This window comes from Amycolatopsis cynarae, from assembly GCF_026802195.1.
Lineage (GTDB): Bacteria > Actinomycetota > Actinomycetes > Mycobacteriales > Pseudonocardiaceae > Amycolatopsis_E > Amycolatopsis_E rhizosphaerae.
In genome coordinates this window covers 786,849-803,939 of sequence record NZ_CP113836.1, presented here as the reverse complement: position 1 = coordinate 803,939, position 17,091 = coordinate 786,849, and the positions used below count along the sequence as shown (strand labels likewise).

The 17,091-nt window shown below is 70.0% G+C and carries 13 protein-coding genes and 2 pseudogenes; 9 read left to right on the top strand and 6 right to left on the bottom strand.

Annotation, left to right across the window (positions count from 1 at the left end; translation table 11 throughout):
• Positions 1-178: 178 nt before the first annotated feature.
• Positions 179-1,401: pseudogene (locus ORV05_RS03870) on the top strand (IS110 family RNA-guided transposase).
• Between the two features lie 88 nt (positions 1,402-1,489).
• On the opposite strand, the gene ORV05_RS03865 reads toward ORV05_RS03870, so the two are convergent.
• The 3 genes from ORV05_RS03865 to ORV05_RS03855 all read right to left on the bottom strand — a co-directional run bounded on the left by ORV05_RS03865 (position 1,490) and on the right by ORV05_RS03855 (position 7,695).
• A complete protein-coding gene (locus ORV05_RS03865) occupies positions 1,490-1,852 on the bottom strand; it encodes a DUF3817 domain-containing protein (RefSeq protein ID WP_268757070.1) in 363 nt (120 codons plus the stop codon).
• Between the two features lie 184 nt (positions 1,853-2,036).
• Entirely contained in the window at positions 2,037-4,427 is a 2,391-nt protein-coding gene (locus ORV05_RS03860; RefSeq protein WP_268757069.1) for a GH92 family glycosyl hydrolase, read from the bottom strand.
• A 106-nt stretch (positions 4,428-4,533) separates the two neighbouring features.
• Positions 4,534-7,695: a GH92 family glycosyl hydrolase gene (locus ORV05_RS03855; RefSeq protein WP_268757068.1), complete on the bottom strand. Its 3,162-nt coding sequence runs from the start codon at positions 7,693-7,695 to the stop codon at positions 4,534-4,536.
• A 347-nt stretch (positions 7,696-8,042) separates the two neighbouring features.
• On the opposite strand from ORV05_RS03855, the gene ORV05_RS03850 reads away from it, so the two are divergent.
• From ORV05_RS03850 to ORV05_RS03830, 5 genes are read left to right on the top strand one after another with little or no spacing between them, the layout of a single operon-like run.
• The gene (locus tag ORV05_RS03850) at positions 8,043-9,026 is read left to right on the top strand and encodes a LacI family DNA-binding transcriptional regulator (protein ID WP_268757067.1); all 984 of its coding nucleotides are present in this window, start codon (positions 8,043-8,045) and stop codon (positions 9,024-9,026) included.
• Positions 9,023-10,042 carry a class I mannose-6-phosphate isomerase gene (locus ORV05_RS03845; RefSeq protein WP_268757066.1) on the top strand — a complete coding sequence of 340 codons (1,020 nt, stop codon included), beginning with the start codon at positions 9,023-9,025 and terminating at the stop codon, positions 10,040-10,042. Before ORV05_RS03850 ends, ORV05_RS03845 begins: the two co-directional genes overlap by 4 nt.
• Entirely contained in the window at positions 10,039-10,803 is a 765-nt protein-coding gene (locus ORV05_RS03840; RefSeq protein WP_268757065.1) for an ATP-binding cassette domain-containing protein, read from the top strand. The genes ORV05_RS03845 and ORV05_RS03840 overlap by 4 nt, the downstream gene beginning before the upstream one ends.
• Before the next feature lie 6 nt (positions 10,804-10,809).
• The gene (locus tag ORV05_RS03835) at positions 10,810-11,853 is read left to right on the top strand and encodes an ABC transporter permease (RefSeq protein ID WP_268757064.1); all 1,044 of its coding nucleotides are present in this window, start codon (positions 10,810-10,812) and stop codon (positions 11,851-11,853) included.
• A gap of 28 nt (positions 11,854-11,881) precedes the next feature.
• Positions 11,882-12,859, top strand: a complete 978-nt coding sequence (locus ORV05_RS03830; protein WP_268757063.1) for an ABC transporter substrate-binding protein — start codon at positions 11,882-11,884, stop codon at positions 12,857-12,859.
• 63 nt (positions 12,860-12,922) lie between these two features.
• Here ORV05_RS03830 and ORV05_RS03825 read toward each other — a convergent pair whose 3' ends face one another.
• Together ORV05_RS03825 and ORV05_RS03820 are read right to left on the bottom strand one after the other, a co-directional pair.
• Positions 12,923-13,636 carry an isocitrate lyase/PEP mutase family protein gene (locus ORV05_RS03825; protein WP_268757062.1) on the bottom strand — a complete coding sequence of 238 codons (714 nt, stop codon included), beginning with the start codon at positions 13,634-13,636 and terminating at the stop codon, positions 12,923-12,925.
• On the bottom strand, positions 13,633-14,088 hold the full coding sequence (locus tag ORV05_RS03820; RefSeq protein WP_268757061.1) for a carboxymuconolactone decarboxylase family protein: 456 nt from the start codon (positions 14,086-14,088) through the stop codon (positions 13,633-13,635). The genes ORV05_RS03825 and ORV05_RS03820 overlap by 4 nt, the downstream gene beginning before the upstream one ends.
• Before the next feature lie 46 nt (positions 14,089-14,134).
• On the opposite strand from ORV05_RS03820, the gene pdxR reads away from it, so the two are divergent.
• Positions 14,135-15,523, top strand: coding sequence for a MocR-like pyridoxine biosynthesis transcription factor PdxR (gene pdxR / locus ORV05_RS03815; protein WP_268757060.1), 1,389 nt, complete (start codon positions 14,135-14,137; stop codon positions 15,521-15,523).
• 46 nt (positions 15,524-15,569) lie between these two features.
• A complete protein-coding gene (locus ORV05_RS03810; RefSeq protein ID WP_268757059.1) occupies positions 15,570-16,268 on the top strand; it encodes an MBL fold metallo-hydrolase in 699 nt (232 codons plus the stop codon).
• A gap of 99 nt (positions 16,269-16,367) precedes the next feature.
• On the opposite strand, the gene ORV05_RS03805 is transcribed toward ORV05_RS03810, so the two are convergent.
• Complete coding sequence (locus ORV05_RS03805; RefSeq protein WP_268759687.1) at positions 16,368-16,667, bottom strand: carboxymuconolactone decarboxylase family protein; 300 nt, start codon at positions 16,665-16,667, stop codon at positions 16,368-16,370.
• On the opposite strand from ORV05_RS03805, the pseudogene ORV05_RS36340 reads away from it, so the two are divergent.
• Positions 16,611-16,973 (top strand): annotated as a pseudogene (locus ORV05_RS36340) (RNA polymerase subunit sigma-70); the annotation flags it as partial. The gene ORV05_RS03805 and the pseudogene ORV05_RS36340 overlap by 57 nt on opposite strands.
• Between the last annotated feature and the right edge of the window lie 118 nt (positions 16,974-17,091).

The following is a 17,091-nucleotide window of genomic DNA, read 5'->3' as shown; positions in this document are numbered from 1 at the left end:
TTGTTGAGATCTTCGTGAAGACCGTGCCCCTGCTGGTGGTGGAAGAGGTTGATCACTGAAGGGATGTCGTGCCGACCTGTGTGGTGTGAGCACTTGACCATTAGGCCGTTGATCTTCTTCCACGTGGCTGCCGGTGACTCGTTCGATACGGACTGGTGGTTGGAGGGTTGAGGGCGTGGTGTTGTTCGTGGGTGATGACTGGGCGTGTGATCACCATGATGTGGAGATCCAGGATGCGTCCGGGCGGCGGCTGGTCAGGGCCCGGTTGCCGGAAGGAGTGCAGGGGGTAGCGCGGCTGCATGAGTTGCTGGCGCGGTGGTTGCCCGCCGATGCCGAGCCGGACCAGGTGTTGATCGGGATCGAGACCGATCGGGGGCCGTGGGTGGCGGCGCTGGTCGCGGCGGGGTATCGGGTGTTCGCGGTCAATCCGCGGCAGGCGGCGCGTTCGCGGGAGCGGTTGGGGGTGTCGGGTGCGAAAAGCGACGCCGGGGATGCGCATGTGCTGGCGGATCTGGTGCGCACTGACGGGCACCAGTTGCGTGAGGTTGCCGGGGACAGTGACCTGGCCGAGGGGTGCAGCAGCTGGCCCGGGCGCATCAGTCCCTGATCTGGGACAGGACCCGGCATCTGCTGCGGTTGCAGGCGGTGTTGCGGGAGTATTTCCCGGCCGCGCTCGAAGCGTTTGCCGACCTGGGGGCGCCCGAGGCGCTGGCCTTGCTGGCCAAAGCCCCGGATCCCGCGCGGGCGGCCAGGCTGTCCCGCGCGCAGATCACCAGTGCGCTGAGCAGGGCGGGCCGTCGTGACGTCACGGGCAAGGCCGAGGCGATCCGGGCGGCGCTACGCGCCCAGCATCTGGGGCGTGGCCCGGTCCTGACCGCCGCTTCCGCGGCGGTCACCCGCTCGCTGATCTCGGTGATCACGACCCTGACCAGCGAGATCAGTGAGCTGGAGGGCGAGGTGAAGACCCATTTTGGGAGGCACCCTGACGCCGAGATCTACCTGTCCCAGCCCGGTCTCGGACAGATCCTCGGCGCCAGGGTGCTCTCCGAGTTCGGCGACGACCCCGACCGCTACCGCCACGCCAAGGCCCGTAAGAACTACGCCGGCACCAGCCCCCTGACCATCGCCTCCGGCCGCAAAACCACCGTACGGGCCCGCTACGTCCGCAACGACCGCCTCATCGACGCCCTGATGCGCCAAGCCCAGTCAGCGTTGAAAGCCTCCCCCGGAGCCCGCACCTACTACGACCAACTCCGCACCCGCGGCCTCACCCACTACGCCGCCCTACGCCAACTCGCCAACCGACTCGTGGGCATCCTCCACGGATGCCTCAAAACCCACACCCCCTACAACGAAACCACCGCCTGGACACACCACCAACACGAGCAGACCGCCGCTTGACAAACAAAACCCAGGGATGTCTTCACGGCACCACGCGGACACGACGAGGGCCCCTCTCAGGGATGAGAGGGGCCTACGCCGGGGAAGATCAGGCGGAGAGGGGCTCGCGGACGAAGAGGCCGGTGCCGCCGTAGGTCAGCCGTTCCGGGCCGTCCAGCTTGCCGGTGCGCAGCGCCCAGGTCTCGAACCACCAGGTGAACAGCGGCGGGATGCTGGACAGCAGCGCCATCACCAGTGTCTTCGGCTTCCAGGCCAGCGGCTTGAACACCGACAGCGTCACCACGACGTAGCAGAGGAAGATCACGCCGTGCACCATGCCGAGCACGGGGACGCCGCCCTCGTGGGAGGCATGCACGACGTACTTGAGAAACATCCCGATCAGCAAACCCACCCAGGAGAACGCCTCGGCGACTGCGGCCACGCGGAACACGAGAGCGGCCTTGCTGGACACGACTTTCCTCCCTAACGATGCACACAAAAACCGTCCGACAACGACGGCCGGACGGGCTTTTCCCTCTCCGGCCACAACGACGTTGTCGGACGCGCCGATACCCAGTGTGCGCCGTGATGCTGCTCACCGGAACATCGGGGGTCGTGATCATCATCACGACCCCCGACGGCTACCGTTTCGAAAGTTACGCGCTCGCGCACGGGGACGCCGGTGCCCCCTGCGGGCCCGTCGCCCAGCCCGCCGCGGACGCGTCCTCGGTGAGGCGGTAGTCCAGCGTGACCCCGCGGGTCAGCCGGTCGACCCCGATCCACGCGCGGTCACTGTCCGCGCCCGAGACCCGCAGCCCCTGCACGTACTGCAACCGCGAGCCCCGTGCCCCGGCCGCGTTGATCACCACGTCGTGCCCGCCGTCGAGGTGCACGACCGACTTGGCGAACCGCGGCGCGCTCAGCAGGAACTGGCCGGTGCCCGGCACGGCCGGGTAGAGCCCGAGCGCGCTGAGCACGTACCAGGCCGACATCTCGCCGAGGTCGTCGTTGCCCGTCACCCCGTTCGGCGCGTTGGTGAACAGGGTGTGCGCCGCCCGGACCACCGCGGAGGTCTTCCACGGCTGGCCGACGAGCGTGTACATCCACGGCGAGTGCAGGTCCGGTTCGTTGTTGGGGTTGTAGCGGAACTGGTTGTAGTAGTTGTACGGGCCGTTGACCCACTCCTCGCGCACCGTCTTCGCCGGGTCCGCGACCAGGTCGGAGTAGGCGAAGAAGTCGTCCAGCCGGGCCGCGGCGGCCTGCTGCCCGCCCATCCGCTGGACCAGGCCCGGCACGTCCTGCTGCGTGAGCCACTGGTACTGCCAGGCCGTGCCCTCGTGGAACCCGTCCTGGCCCTCGGGGTTGTACGGGCCGCTCGCCGGGGTGAACCAGGCGCCGCCGGTCACCTTCGGACGCGGGAAGCCGGTGAAGCCGCGATCGGTCACACTCGCGTCCCACAGGACCTGGTAGTTGCGGCTCCGGGCCTCGAACGCCTGCGCGTCCCGCGTCCGGCCGAGCCCACGGGCCATCAACGACAGCGAGCAGTCCGCCAGCGCGTACTCCAAAGTGGCCGACGCGCCGTGCTGCGGGTCGACGTCCTGCCCCTTCTTCGGGAAGTCCGGGTCGTACTGGACGAAACCGGCGCTGGTGTAATTCTGGTTGCCCGCCCGCCCCTCGAAGGGCGAACTCGCCGGGGGCACGCCGTTCGCGTTCTCGGTCAGTGCCTCGTACGCCTGCCCTTCCAGCCCGCGCAGCGCCCCGAACCGCCACAGGTCCACCAGGAACGGGGTGACCGGGTCGCCGGTCATCGTGTTGGTCTCCTGGTTGGCGTAGGCCCAGCGCGGCAGCCAGCCGCCCTGGTCGTGGATGGCGAGGATGCTGCGGGCGATGTCACGCGCCCGCGCCGGGCGCAGCAGCGCGAGAAGCTGGTTCTGGGTGCGGTAGGTGTCCCACAGGGAGAAGTACTGGTAGTAGGTCCAGCCGGTGGTCCGGTGGATGCGGTCGTCGAACCCGCGGTAGCGGCCGTCGACGTCGTTGCCGGTCAGCGGTTGCAGCAGAGTGTGGTACAGCGAGGTGTAGAACACCGCCCGGTCGTCCACCGAACTCGTCGTGATGTCCACTGAGGACAGTTCGCTCCGCCAGGTGCGCTGCGTCGCGGCGCGGACCTGGTCGAACCCGCCGCCACCCTCGGCGGCGAGGTTGCGCCTCGCCCCTTCGGCGTCCACATAGGAGATCGCGGTGGTCGCGGTCACCTGGTGCGGGTCGGCGAAGGTGAGCCACGCGCCCCGCAGGCCCGCACCGCCGGAGGACTCCCGGCTGCCCGGCACGCCGCCGGAAGGCGACCAGGTGCCGTAGGAGGTGAACGGCTTGTCGAAGCGGGTGACGAAGTAGGTGGTGTAGGGCTTGCCGCCGCAGAACGCCTGCGAGCTGACGGTGCCTTCGACCGTCCGGTCGTCGACGATCCGGACGCTGCTGCCGCTCACCGGCTCCTTGTCGTTGGCCTGTCCGGTGTTGACGAACACGTTGGCCTGCCCGGCCGTGTCGAAGGTGTACCGCTCGACCCCGGTCCGGGTGGTCGCCGTGGTCTCCACGTCGACACCGCCGTAACCGGTCAGGTGGACCTTGTAGTACCCGGGTTTGCCGACCTCGCCGTCGTGCGTGTACGGCGAGGCGTAACGCTTCTGGTCGAAGGAAGCGGGATTCGCCGTATCGAAGGTACCGCCCGGTGCCACCGTGCCCGTGGTGGGCAAAGTGGACACCAGGCCGCCCTGCTCCCAGCAGCCCGCCCCGGAAAGGAAGAAGTGCCCGAAGCCGCGGATGGCGGTGTCGGTGTACTGGTAGCCCGCGTAGTGCGAGCCGATCGGGCTCACCTGCGTCATGCCGAACGGCGCCGACGCGCCGGGGAAGGTGTTGCCCTCGTCCTGGGTACCGATGAAGGTGTTGACCGCGTCCAGCGCGTCCCCGCCCTGTGCGGCGGCGGTCACCGGTGTCAGCAACGCCGCCGGGACGGCCAGCGCGGCGACGAGCGCCCGCGTTTTCCCTGTCATACCTGCCCTTTCCGTGCTTCTGAGCGCCGTCGTGACGGCGTAGGGGCACCACACGTCGCGGTACCGGAGCGCGGAGTAAGGCGCTCCGGTACCGCTGCGCCGCTGGTCAGGAACCGATCGCGATACCGAACACGTGCAGGTTTCCGCCCGTCACCGTGCCCGGCAGCGTCACGCTCGCCACCTGCTTGCCCGCGTCCAGGGTGACCGGGGCGCTGGCGAACACGTAGGTCTTGATCTGCTGCGGATCCCCGCCCGTGCTGTTGCGGTACGAGGTGGTGATCACCGTGCGGTTGCCGTAGGCGGGTTGCGCGTTGTTCCCGCCGAGCGTCCAGTCCGAGAAGCCCAGCTGGGCGGTACTCGTGCTGCCGTCGGTGTAGGTGACGGTCACCGTGCCGGAGGCGTTGCCGTTCGAGGCGGCACCGAGGAAGGCGAGCCGCCCGCTGCCCGAGACGGTCACGGTCTGCCCCTGCGCGAGCACGTTGTCCGGCTCCCCGGCGGGGTAGCTGGGCCAGGTGTAGGACAGTCCGTCCGAAGTCACCGTGCCGCCCGGTGAAACGCCCGCGGCGGCGAGCGCGTCGGCCGAATAGCTGTACCCGACCCCGTCAAAGTTCGCCGCGGACGGTTTCGCGTCGGTGGAGATCCCGGCGTTGTTCACCGTCGCGAGCCAGCTACCGGGCTGTGCGACGAGCACGCCGAGGGTGGCCGGCAGCGACGGCTGCCCGTCGGCGGTGAGCGTCACCGGGACCCGGTAGCTGCCCTCGGCGGTGCCCGCCGCCACGCCGACCGTCACCGGGCTGCTCACCTTCGTCCCGGCCGGGACCGTGAGGTCACCGGACGCGGGGCTGACGGTGATCCCGGACGGCGGGGAAACCGTCCAGTGCCAGGTCCTCGTCGTGCCCGACAGGTCCTGCAGCCCGATCGAGGCGCTGCCCTGGGTCCCGCCCGGCACGAGCACCCGCGAGGGATCCACGAAGGACAGCGCAGGCGTCTCGCCGTCACGGAACGACGGCGGCGCGTCCGCGGGCGCGGCACCCCAGCTCTGGTCCGGAGTGGACGACAGGCTGAAGTCCAGCCGCCCGCCCGTGTGGACGAACGACTCCGGCAGCCACGGCCTGCCGGACGCGGCCCCGTCGACCTTCAACCCGGTCACGTACGGGCCGCTGCCGTTGCCGGTGATAGTGATCGTCTTGCCCTCGCCGGTGGTCACCTTCGCCTTGGGGAACAGCGGCGAGCCCAGCACGAGCTCGGAGCGCCCGGGGATCTCCGGGTACATACCCAGGGCCGACCACACGTACCAGGCCGACATCTGGCCGAGGTCGTCGTTGCCGACCAGGCCCTCCGGGTTCGGGTTGTACAGCTCGCTCATCACCCGGCGCACCAAAGCCTGCGTCTTGTACGGTGCGCCCGCGAAGTCGTACAGCCAGGGCGAGTTGGAGTTCGGCTCGTTGCCCAGGAAGGCGTACGGGCGCTTGGTCCCGGCGTTCAGTTCGGTGAAGAAGGTGTCCAAACGCGACTGGACGGCCTGGTTCCCGCCGAGCGCGGTGATCAGCCCGGCCACGTCGTAGGGCACCATCCAGGTGTACTGCGCCCCGTTGCCTTCGACCCAGCCGGACGAGCTCGCCGGGTTGTACGGACTCGCGAAGCTCCCGTCCGCCCGCCGCGGCTGCAGGTAACCGCTCGCCGGGTTGTACAGGTTCTGCCAGTACTGTGCCCGCTTCATGAAGTTCTGGTACGTGGAGCTGTCGCCGACGCGCCGCGCGAGCTGTGCGATGGAGAAGTCGGCGCTGGTGTACTCGAGGGTGTCGGCCCCGGCCCCGGGCACGTAGCCCAGCTTCAGGTAGTCGGCAAGGCCCGGTCGTTCCTCGTAGCCCTGGGTGGTGGGCTGCGTGGCACCCTTGATCATGGACAGCAGCGCCTTGTTCGCGTCGAAGTCCTTGGCACCGAAGGCATAGGCGGTGGACACGATGATGTGGTACGGGTCGCCGTTCATCACGCCCGTGTAGTCGTTGGCCACCGTCCACCGGTCCCACGACCCGCCCTGGTCCGCGTAGGCGATCATGGACCGCGCGATGTCCGAGGTCTCCTTGGGCGCCAGCATCGCCAGCAACTGGATCTCGGAACGGTAGATGTCCCAACCGGAGAAGTTGGTGTACATCGCGTGCCCGCGGTCGGCGGTGTGGACCCGGCCGTCGAACCCGGTGTAGGAGCCGTCGGCGTCGGAGAACACGTTCGGCTGGATGAGCGAGTGGTAGAGAGCCGTGTAGAAGGTGGTCCGGTCGGCGTCCGACCCGCCCTCGACCTGGACCTGGTTGAGCCGGTCGTTCCAGGCCTGCCGTGCCCCGGCGGCGACCTCGTCGAACGAACGGTGGTTGTTCTCCGCCTTCAGGTTGTTCTTCGCCCCGTCGGTGGACACAAAGGACAGTCCCACCTGGACGTTCACGGTGGACCCGCCGGGGAAGGTGACGTAGCCGCCGCTGCCGGGGCCGCTCACCGTGGTGGGCACGGGGGCCTGCGACTCGGTCCTGGCGACCTGTGTCTGCGGGGCGACCTTGGCCTGCGCGCCGCCGTTCTCGGCGGACTTGCCCGGGGTGACCGTGCCGTTGCGCCAGGTGCCGATCGAGGCGAACGGCTTGTCGAACTTGGCGTAGAAGTACACCCGGTAGTGCGAATTGGTGCCGCAGAACCGGCCGCTGGCCGCCCAGCCGCTGACGGTGTCCCTGCCGATGCTGATCTGCGCGTCGTCGGTGCCCTCCACCGAACCCGAACTGTTGATCAGCAGGGTGGCCGGGGAGCCCGCCGGGTAGCTGAACCGGCCGGAGCCGGTGCGCTGGGTCGCGGTGAGGTCCACCCCGACGCCGCTGTCAAGTTTGACCGAGTACCGACCCGCGGTCGCCTGCTCGTTGGCGTGCGAGAACGGCAGCGTGTAGTGCCCGGGGTCGGTCGCGGGGGAGGTGGTGACCTCACCGGCGAACGGGATGAACGGGATGTCCTCGTAGGTCGAGCAGCCCGCACCGGACAGGTGCGTGAGGCTGAACCCCTTGAGGGCGTTGTCGTCGTAGTAGTAGCCGCCGTGCTGGGCCTTCACCGTGTCCGGGCTCCACTGGACCATCCCGAAGGGGACCACCGCACCGGGGAAGGTGTTCCCGGCACCGCCGCCGGTGCCCTGGTCGGCGCCGCCCGGCCGGGTGCCGACGAAGGGGTTGACCCATCTCGCCAGATCCTGCTGCCCCTGCCCCGGACCCGCCGCACTCGCCTGCACAGTCGGCATGACCGAGGTAACCATGAGGGCGCCGGCCAGCGCCACTCCGGCTTTCCAACGCGAAAGCGTCATTGCCTCGCCTCCTGACAACCTTGTCGTCCGGGGGAGAACTCTGGTAAGTGATTGTCGGACCGGTCAAGGAACGGGTCCGATCCTGTCTCGTTCTGGACACCGAAATACTCCGTAAGCACCAGAGAAAACAGACACGATCGGGGCGCGAATCGGCGACCACTGGCCGGGCATTGACAACAGACCGCCCGTTCGTGTGAAATCCCAGCACTATGACAACGTTGTCTGACGGGTTGTCTGACGGGCTGTCCGAGCGGCCCCACAAGGCGGCCGGAAGGCGCGCCACGATGAGCGACGTCGCCCGCCTCGCCGGGGTCAGCATCAAGACGGTTTCCCGGGTGGTGAACGACGAACCGGCGGTTCACCCGGAGACCGCGGGCCGGGTGCTGGCCGCCATCGAGCAACTGGGGTTCCGGCGGAACCTGGGCGCGCGCAACCTGCGCCGCGGGTCCACCACCGGCACCATCGGCCTGGTCGTGGAGGACGTCGGAAACCCGTTCTACTCCGAGCTCAACCGCGGGGTGGAGCAGGTGGCCACCTCGTTCGGGCGGCACGTGCTCACCGGCTCCTCCAACGAGAACTCCGAACGTGAACGCGAACTCGCCCTCGAGTTCTGTGCGCGCCGGGTGGACGGCCTGCTCGTGGTGCCCGCCGGCACCCAGCACGGTTACCTGGTCCCCGAGATGCGCGCGGGGACCCCGGTGGTGTTCCTCGACCGGCCCGCCGGTGACCTGGTGGCCGACACCGTCCTCGTGGACAACCTCGGCGGCACCATCGAAGCCGTGGCCCACCTGGCCCAGCACGGGCACCGCCGGATCGCCTTCCTCGGGGACGGCCCCGGGATCTTCACCGCCTCCGAACGGCTCCGCGGCTTCCGTGAGGGGCTCGTGCGGGCGGGCCTGCGCTATGACGAGCGGCTGGCCCTGCTCCGCACCCCGACCCGCGAGAGCGTGGCGGACGCGGTGGACCGGCTGCTCACCGGGCCCGGCCGGGCCACCGCGGTGATCGCCGGGAACAACCGCGTCACCGTCCACCTGCTGCGCGCGCTGGCCCATGTCACGCCGCGCCCCGCACTGGTGAGCTTCGACGATTTCGAACTCGCCGATCTGCTCGACCCGCCCGTGACCGTGATCGGCCACGACGTGGGCAGGCTCGGCCGGGCCGCGGCCGAGCTGTTGTTCGCCCGGATCCACGGCGACGATTCCCCGCCGAGAAAGGTAGTCCTTCCCGTGCACCTGCTCCCCCGCGGCTCCGGCGAGGTGGCCCCGTGACCGCACCGATCAAGCTCCCGGCCAACCAGCCGCCACAGTTCTACCGGGGCGGCGCGGCCATCGCGGCGCTGCGCGGAGCGTCCGGCCCGGACACCGCGTACGGCCCGGAGGACTGGGTCGCCTCCACCACGACCCGGTACGGCCAGGCCGAAAGCGGGCTCACCCTGCTGCCCGACGGCCGGTGGCTCCGCGACGCGGTGCACGCCGACCCGGCGGCCTGGCTGGGCGAGGCGCACGTCGCCGAGTTCGCGGACTCGACCGCGCTGCTGGTGAAACTGCTCGACGCGGGCCAGCGCCTTCCCGTGCACTTCCACCCGTCCGACGGCTTCGCGCGGCGCCATTTCGACTCGCACTTCGGCAAGACCGAGGCCTGGATCGTGGTCGGCACCAGCGGGGACGATCCGCGCGTGTACCCGGGTTTCCGGGAGAGCACCGATCCCGCGACGGTCGGCGCCTGGGTCCGCGACCAGGACACCGACGCGATGCTCGGCGCCCTCAACAGCGTGTCGGTCTCGCCTGGTGACGCGGTGTTCATCCCGGCCGGGCTGCCGCACGCGATCGGCGAGGGCGTGTTCGTGGTCGAACTGCAGCAGCCCACCGACTTCTCGCTGACCATCGAGTGGCGGAACTTCTTGGACAGTCCCGAAAAGGGACACCTCGGCATCGGCTTCGACACCGCGCTGAAGGCACTGGACACCACGGGCCACGACCCGGAAACCCTGATCAGGCGTACCGCCCAGGAGCCGGGGCAACGGGTGGAACTGCTGGTTCCCGGTGCGGCCGGGTTCTTCCGCGCCGACCGGCTCCGGCCCGATCCCGCGCTCGCGCTGGACCCGTCGTTCACCGTTCTCGTCGTACTGGACGGGCAGGGCCGGTTGCGCACCGAACACGGCGGCGACCTTCCCCTCGGCCGGGGAGACACGGTGGTCGTGCCGTACGCGGCCGGGCAGAGCGAACTGTCGGGCGGGCTCACCGCCATCCGCTGCCGACCACCAGCACCGGGAGGTCGTCCATGACCGACAGCGTCCTGCTCGACGCGCGGAACATCGTGAAGCGGTACGGCTCGGTGGAGGCGCTGCGCGGCGCCTCCTTCCAGGCCAGGGCCGGTGAGGTCACCGCGCTGATCGGTGACAACGGGGCCGGGAAGTCCACTTTGATCAAGTGCCTGTCGGGCGCGGAGCAGCCCACCTCGGGCCAGATCCTGCTCGACGGCGAAGAAGTGCGCCTCGACTCCCCGACCACCGCGCGCCGCCTCGGTATCGAGACGGTGTACCAGGACCTCGCGGTGGCGCCCGAACTGGACCCCGCCGCGAACCTGTTCCTGGGCCGCGAAATCCGCCGGCGGGGCATCCTGGGCAGCCTCGGGATGCTGGACAAGGCGGAGATGCGGCGCAAGGCCGTCGAGGAGTTCAAACGCCTGGGCGTGACCCTGCAGAGCACGGACGTGCCGATCGGCGCGCTGTCGGGCGGGCAGCGGCAGAGCGTGGCCGTGGCGCGCTCGGTGGTGTGGGCGAGCAAGGTCGTGTTCATGGACGAGCCGACCGCCGCGCTCGGCGTGGTGCAGCGGGAGCGGGTGCTCGACGTCATCCGCCGCGTGCGCGACCAGGGCATCGCGGTGGTGCTGATCAGCCACAACATGCCGGAGGTGCTGTCGGTCTCCGACCGGATCGAGGTGCTGCGCCTCGGCGTGCGGGTCGCCCGCTTCCAGGGTGCGGGCACGAAGCTGGAAGACCTCGTCGGGGCGATGACCGGGGCACTGACCCAGGAGGAGGAGTAGGGCCGCATGAGCACCACGTCTCCCGAGATCCAGTCCACTGTGGAGGGCGGGTTCGGCAAGCGCCCGCTGGTGCAGCGGCTGGTCGGCGCGAACACCTTCTGGATCGCCCTCGTCCTGCTGGCCCTGATCGCGGTGTTCACCGTGCTCGCGCCGGCCCAGTTCGCGACCCTGTTCACCTTCCAGACGCTGCTGATCGAGACCTCGGTACTGTTGGTGCTGTCGGTCGGGATGACCTTCGTGATCATCACCTCCGGTATCGACCTGTCCGTCGGCTCCGTGCTGATCTTCTCGGGCATGGTCTGCGGCAAGACGATGGAGGCGCTCTCCGGCGGCAACGCGAGCACGGCGGGCTGGGGGATCATCGCGATCGGCCTGGCCGCCGCGGTGGCCTCGGGCACGATCTGGGGCCTGATCAACGGTTTCCTGATCGCGGTGGCGAAGATCCCGCCGCTGATCGTCACGCTCGGCACCATGGGGGCGGCGCTCGGCTCGGCCTACCTGCTCAACAACGGCTCGGACGTGCGCAGCGTGCCGACCGCGCTGAACAGGACACTGGGCTACGGCACCTCACTGGGCGGTGTCCCGAACCTGGTGCTGGTGGCCGCGGTGATCACCCTGATCGGCGCGTGGCTGCTGCACACCACGCGGTTCGGCCGGTACACCTACGCGGTGGGGTCCAACGCGGAGGCGGCGCGGCGGGCCGGTATCGGGGTGACGGCGCACCTGCTCAAGGTGTACCTGCTGACCGGTTTCCTCGCCGGCATCGCGGGTTTCCTGTCGCTGGCCTACTACGCCTCGACCACGATCACCGCGCACACCACGGACAACCTCAACGCGATCGCGGCGACCGTGATGGGCGGCACGAGCCTGTTCGGCGGGGTCGGTTCGGTGCTGGGCACGGTGATCGGGGTGTTCATCCCGGCGGTGTTGAAGAAGGGCTTCAACATCACGCAGGTGCAGGACTTCTGGCAGATGATCGCGGTCGGCGCGGTGCTGATCGCGGCCGTCTGGTTCGACCAGCGCCGCCGCAGGCAGCGCAATTCCCGTTGATCCCCCACAACGAAGTAGGGAGAAGTCGATGAAGAAGGTTCTCGCGGCGGGTTCGCTGGCCGCGGCGGCGGTGCTGCTGGCCGCGTGCGGTTCCGGTCAGGTCGGCGGCTCGGGCGGCAACAGCGTGCAGAACAACAAGCAGCTGGCGCTGATCCCGGGCGTGCAGGCCGAGCCGTTCTACATCTCGATGCAGTGCGGCGCACAGGCCGAGGCACAGAAACTGGGGTACACGCTGACCACGTCGGCGCCGCAGAAGTTCGACGCCGCGCTGCAGACGGAGAAGGTCAACGCGCTCGGTTCGAACCCGCCCGCCGCGTTGCTGATCGCCCCCACGGACGACACCGCGATGCTCGCGCCGATCCAGCAGGTCGCCTCCCGTGGCACGAAGATCGTGCAGGTCGACACCTCGCTCAAGGACAGCGGCATCGCGGTCTCCTCGATCTCCTCCGACAACACCGAGGGCGGCAAGCTCGCCGCGAAGACACTGGCCGAACTGGTAGGCGGGAAGCAGGGTTCGGTGCTGGTGCTGGACACCATCGCGGGCACCTCGACGACCGCGGCACGGGCCGCGGGTTTCGCCGACGAGCTGAAGAACCACCCGAACCTCAAGTCGATCGGCGTGCAGTTCACCCAGAACGAACCGGAGCAGGCGGCCGCGAAGGTGACCGCGGCGCTGGCGTCCACTCCGGACCTCATCGGCATCTTCGCCACGAACCTCAACACCGGTGAAGGCGCGGCCACCGGCCTGCGCAACGCGGGCAAGATCGGCCAGGTGAACCTGGTCGGCTTCGACGCCAGCCCGTCCGAAGTGGACGGGCTGCGCAGCGGCGAGTACCAGGCCCTGATCGCCCAGGACCCGGCGATGATCGGACAGCAGGGTGTGGACCAGGCGGTGGCGGCGCTGGAGGGCAAGCCGGTCACCAAGACCCTGACCGCCCCCCTGCACTCCATCACCAAGGCCACCATGGACAGCAACCAGCAGTACTTCTACAAGCAGCAGTGCTGATCGGCAATTGTTTTCAGCGGCTTGCGCGGCGGTGCCGGTCGGCAGCGCCGCGCAAGCCGCGGGTCACAGCCCCGCGAGGTAGTCGGCGAACCGGCCGCGGGCGGCTCGCCACGGTTCGGCGCCGAGGGAGATCCGGGCCACGCCGAGTGCGGCGAGGTCCGTCCCGTCCGGCAGCCGGTTGCCGTTCACCGCGCCGGGGCTGACCGCCTTGACGAACTCGGCGAGCACGTCCGCCGAGCGCACCAGGATCGGGTACACGCAGTCCGCGCCCGCGTCGAGGTAGGCGCGGGCCCGCTCGATCGCCTCCGGCAGCACGGCGCGCTGGTCCTCCGCCCGCAGGAAGAGGTCGATCCGGGCGTTGAGCACCAGTGCGTCCCCGGCGGCGGCCCGCACGGCGGCGAGCCGGTCCGCCTGCTCGGCGATCGGACGCACCCGGCCCAGCGCGTGGTCGGTGTCCTCCAGGTTGCAGCCGACCGCGCCGGTGTCGAGCAGTCGCGCCACGAATTCCGGGGCGGGCAGCCCGTATCCCGACTCCGCGTCCACGGTCACCGGGACCGACACCGCACGCGCGATCCGCGCCGCCGCGGCGAACATCTCCCCGGCGGGTGCCTGTTCTCCGTCGGGGTAGCCGAGCGTGGCGGCCACCGCGACCGAACTGGTGGCCACCACCGGGTAACCGGCCTCTTCGACCAGCCGGGCCGTGTCGGCGTCCCAGACGTTCGGCAGCAGGAGCGGGTGCCCCGGGACGTGCAGCGCCCGCAGCGCGGCGGCGCTCATGCCGGTACCGGGGTGTGGCTGGTGACGTTGAGGCGGTTGAACGCGTTCATCACCGTCACCGCCCAGCCCACGGCGGTGTACTGGTCCTCGGTCAGGTGGGCCAACGCCTCCTCGTACACCTCGTCCGCCACGTCCTGGGTCTCCGACAGCCTGGTCATCGCATCCGCGAGGGCGAGGGCGGACCGTTCCTGGTCGGTGTACACGTCGGCGTCCCGCCACGCGCTGAGCAGGTAGATCCGCTTGTGCGTCTCGCCGCCTTCCAGCGCCTCGCGCACGTGCATGTCCAGGCAGAACGCGCACCCGTTCAGCTGCGAAGTCCTGATCTTGAGCAGTTCCAGCAGGCGCTGGTCCAGGCCCGCCTCGGCGGCCGCCTTCTTGATCGAGTTGTTCAGTTCGATGAGTTGTTTCAGCAGGCCGGGTGCCCGCCGGTTGAGAGAGATCCGCTTGCTCATGCCACGCACGCTACCGAGAACTGGCCCACGAGTATGGTCCAGTTTCGTGTTGGAATCGTGGTCCAGTTCGAGCTGGGACGTCCACCTCGACTGGCATCCGGACACCGGACGCCCGGGGCTGGCCGACGCGCTGCGCCGCGCCATCCGCGAGCGGCGGCTCAGGCCGGGGACGGCACTGCCGTCGACCAGGGCGCTGGCGAAGGACCTCGGCATCGCGCGCGGCACCGTCACCCGCGTCTACGCCGACCTCGCCGCCGAGGGCTATCTCCTGACCAGCCAGGGCGCGCCGACCCGGGTCGCGGCCGACGGAACGGCCCCGGCGGTCCCGGCGCGTGAGCACCCGCGCACCACGACCCGGTCGCGCGACGCGCGCTGGAACCTGTCTCCCGGCCGTCCCGACCTGTCCTCCTTCCCGCGGGCGGCTTGGCTTTCCGCGGCCCGCCGGGTGCTGCTGGAGGCTCCGCCCGGCGTGTTCGACTACGGCGATCCACGCGGGCCCGCGGTCCTGCGCGAAGCGCTGGCCCGCTACCTCGCCCGGAGCCGCGGAGTGGTGACCGATCCCGAGCGGGTGGTGGTGTGCGGCGGATTCAACCACGCATTGGCCGTGCTGGCCAAGCTGCTGCGCGAAGACGGCGAACTGGCCTTCGAGGACCCGTCCCTGCCGGAGTTTCGCGCCACGGCGGCGGGCAACGGCCTCTCGGTGACCGGGGTCCCGGTCGACGAGCAGGGAATCGTGGTGTCCGAACTGGACAGTCCGGCGGTGGTGGTGACGCCCGCCCACCAGTTCCCGCTGGGCTACACGCTCGCCCCCGCGCGCCGCACCGCGCTGGCCCGCTGGGCGGGCAAGAACGGGGGACTCGTCATCGAGGACGACTACGACGGCGAGTTCCGCTTCGACCGGCGCCCGGTGGGTGCGGTGCAGGCACTCGCCCCGGAACGCACGATCTACGTGGGTTCGGTGAGCAAAACCCTCGCCCCGTCCCTGCGCATCGGCTGGATCGTGCCGCCCCGTTCCCTGGTCGAACCCGTCCGGGCTGCACTCGCGACCACCGGCTGGCGCGCCCCCTCGATGGACCACCTGATCCTCGCCGAAATGCTCACTTCGGGCTCCTACGACCGGCACGTGCGGCAGCGGCGGCTCGCCTACCGCAAGCGGCGCGACCGGCTGCTCGCCGCGCTCCCCGAAAGCGTCACCCCGCTCGGTATTTCCGCCGGGCTGCACGTCGTGCTCCTGCTTCCCGACGGCGTGCTGGAAGAAGCCGCATTCGCGGCCGCGTCCCGGGAGTCCATCGCACTGGACCGGTTGGGGCGGTACTGGATCCGCCCCGGAGAACGTCCACAAGGGATGGTGGTCGGCTTCGCGACCCCGGCCGAGCACGCGTTCGGACCGGCAACGGCGGCTTTGGCCCGTTCGCTGAGAGCGATTACGCGATGAGCTGATCCGGGCTGCCCGGACGAGCTCCTTGTCCTACCGTCGCGGGATGGAAACCGTGGAAGTGCTCCCGAACCTGCACCGGCTGCGGGTCGGCAACTGGCAGCTGTACCTGTGGCACGACCAGGATTCGCTGGTCCTGATCGACACCGGCGCACCGGGCGGCGGTGACGACGCCCGCAAGGCGATCGAAAGCCTCGGTTTCACCCCCGCCGCCCTGACCGGGATCGTGCTCACCCACTTCCACGTCGACCACGCGGGCGCACTGGCCGAGATCCAGCAGTGGAGCGACGCCCCGGTCTTCGCCCACGCGCGGGACGCCTCGATCATCCGCGGGGAGGTACCGCCCCCGCCGCCCGTCCTCGCGGACTGGGAGCGGCCGATCTTCGAGCAGGTGTCGGCCGGGACGCCGGAGGTCGCACCTCCGGCACGGGTGGACCGCGAACTCGCCGGGGGCGAGGTGCTGGAGTTCGGCGGCGGTGCGCGGGTCCTGTCGATCCCGGGACACACCGACGGGAGCATCGCCCTCCACCTGCCCGGGCACGGCGTGCTGTTCACCGGCGACACCGCCGCCCACATGGAGGGCCAGGTCATGCTCGGCATCTTCAACCTCGACCGGTCCCGTGCCGCCGAATCCTTCCGGCGCCTGGCCGAACTCGACGTGGAAACCGCCTGTTTCGGCCACGGCGAGCCGATCACCTCCGGCGCGGGCGCCCGGCTCCGCGAGGTCGCCGCCGGACTCGCCTGACCCGGTCGTCGGCCTCACCTTCCGAGTCCCACCCTCGGGCGCCTGAGTTCCCCTTTCGCGCCGATCACGAACCTCAAGCGGACACCGCTCCGCCCCCGCTCACCAGGTCTTGCCCGCCTGCTCGCGAATCGTGCGGTTGATCCTGTTGAAGAAGTTGGTCATCGCGATCTCCAGGATGATCGCGGACAGCTGCTTCTCGTCGAAGTGGTCGGCCGCCGCGTCCCAGATCTCGTCGGTCACGCCCGGCGCGCCGTCCTGGATACGGGTGGCGGCCTCGGTCAGCGCGAGCGCCGCCCGCTCCTCATCGGTGAAGAAGGGGGTCTCGCGCCACGCGACCACGTTGTGCAGCCGCTCGTCGGTTTCACCGGCCTTCTTCGCCGACTCGACCCCGGCGAACACGCACGGGCTGCAGCCGTTGATCTGGCTGGCGCGGACCACAACCTCTCCGGTTGGCTGACCACGGCGGTCGGCCGGATCAGCCTCGACGTCCTGCGATCGCGTCGGGCCCGTCCCGAGGCGTCCTACGACGACCCTCTGCCCGAGGTCGTGACGACGCTCGGCGACGGCCCGGTGCCGGAGGACGACGCGGTGCTCGCCGACTCGGTCGGGCTCGCCCTCCTCGTCGTCCTCGAATCGCTCCGGCCGGACGAACGGCTGGCGTTCGTGCTGCACGACCTGTTCGCGGTGCCGTTCGGCGAGATCGGCCAGATCCTCGGCAAGTCCACCGCAGCCACCAAGATGCTCGCCAGCCGCGCCCGCGGGAAGGTGCGGGCGACCCGGCGGCCGACGGCCGTCGGGCGGGAGCAGCGAGAGGTGGTCCAGG

What these genes read in the sequence shown, in the direction of transcription:
- ORV05_RS03860 (WP_268757069.1), bottom strand. Translation starts at nt 4,427, where the DNA reads ATGACAGGGAAAACGCGGGCGCTCGTCGCCGCGCTGGCCGTCCCGGCG.
- ORV05_RS03855 (WP_268757068.1), bottom strand. Translation starts at nt 7,695, where the DNA reads ATGCCGACTGTGCAGGCGAGTGCGGCGGGTCCGGGGCAGGGGCAGCAG.
- ORV05_RS03850 (WP_268757067.1), top strand. Translation starts at nt 8,043, where the DNA reads ATGAGCGACGTCGCCCGCCTCGCCGGGGTCAGCATCAAGACGGTTTCC.
- ORV05_RS03840 (WP_268757065.1), top strand. Translation starts at nt 10,039, where the DNA reads ATGACCGACAGCGTCCTGCTCGACGCGCGGAACATCGTGAAGCGGTAC.
- ORV05_RS03835 (WP_268757064.1), top strand. Translation starts at nt 10,810, where the DNA reads ATGAGCACCACGTCTCCCGAGATCCAGTCCACTGTGGAGGGCGGGTTC.
- ORV05_RS03830 (WP_268757063.1), top strand. Translation starts at nt 11,882, where the DNA reads ATGAAGAAGGTTCTCGCGGCGGGTTCGCTGGCCGCGGCGGCGGTGCTG.
- ORV05_RS03825 (WP_268757062.1), bottom strand. Translation starts at nt 13,636, where the DNA reads ATGAGCGCCGCCGCGCTGCGGGCGCTGCACGTCCCGGGGCACCCGCTC.
- ORV05_RS03820 (WP_268757061.1), bottom strand. Translation starts at nt 14,088, where the DNA reads ATGAGCAAGCGGATCTCTCTCAACCGGCGGGCACCCGGCCTGCTGAAA.
- ORV05_RS03810 (WP_268757059.1), top strand. Translation starts at nt 15,570, where the DNA reads ATGGAAACCGTGGAAGTGCTCCCGAACCTGCACCGGCTGCGGGTCGGC.